This window comes from Mesorhizobium sp. M2D.F.Ca.ET.226.01.1.1 (genome assembly GCF_004022705.2).
Taxonomy (GTDB): domain Bacteria; phylum Pseudomonadota; class Alphaproteobacteria; order Rhizobiales; family Rhizobiaceae; genus Mesorhizobium.
The window spans coordinates 1-311 of the sequence record NZ_RZOY02000101.1 but is presented as its reverse complement, the minus strand read 5'-3'; the positions used below and the strand labels follow the sequence as shown (position 1 = coordinate 311).

1 protein-coding gene is annotated in these 311 nt (G+C 66.2%); it reads right to left on the bottom strand.

Going from position 1 to position 311, the window contains the following annotated elements:
- Positions 1-311, bottom strand: a 311-nt coding sequence (locus EN869_RS33950; RefSeq protein ID WP_189508265.1) for an ABC transporter substrate-binding protein, incomplete at both ends; no start/stop codon positions are given.

The following is a 311-nucleotide window of genomic DNA, read 5'->3' as shown; positions in this document are numbered from 1 at the left end:
ACCGCCTTCATCACCGTGTTGTTGCCCTTGTAGGCAGTGAAGTTCTCCTTCATCGCCTTCAGCCAGTCGGCCGTGGCGGCCTCGCCCTTGAGCCGCAGCAGCGCGCTGACGATGGCCTGGAAATCGGCGCCCGAAGGCGACGCGGCCCAGCGGCCCTTCCAGCTCGGATCGGCAAGGTCGAGCAGCGACTTGGGCAGCTGGTCTTCCTTGAGCTTGGTCTTGTCATAGGCAAAGACCGTGCTGCGGGCGGCGACGCCGACCCATTTGCCGGTGGCCGGCTGGTATTCCGGCGGCACCTGCGCCAGCGTCTC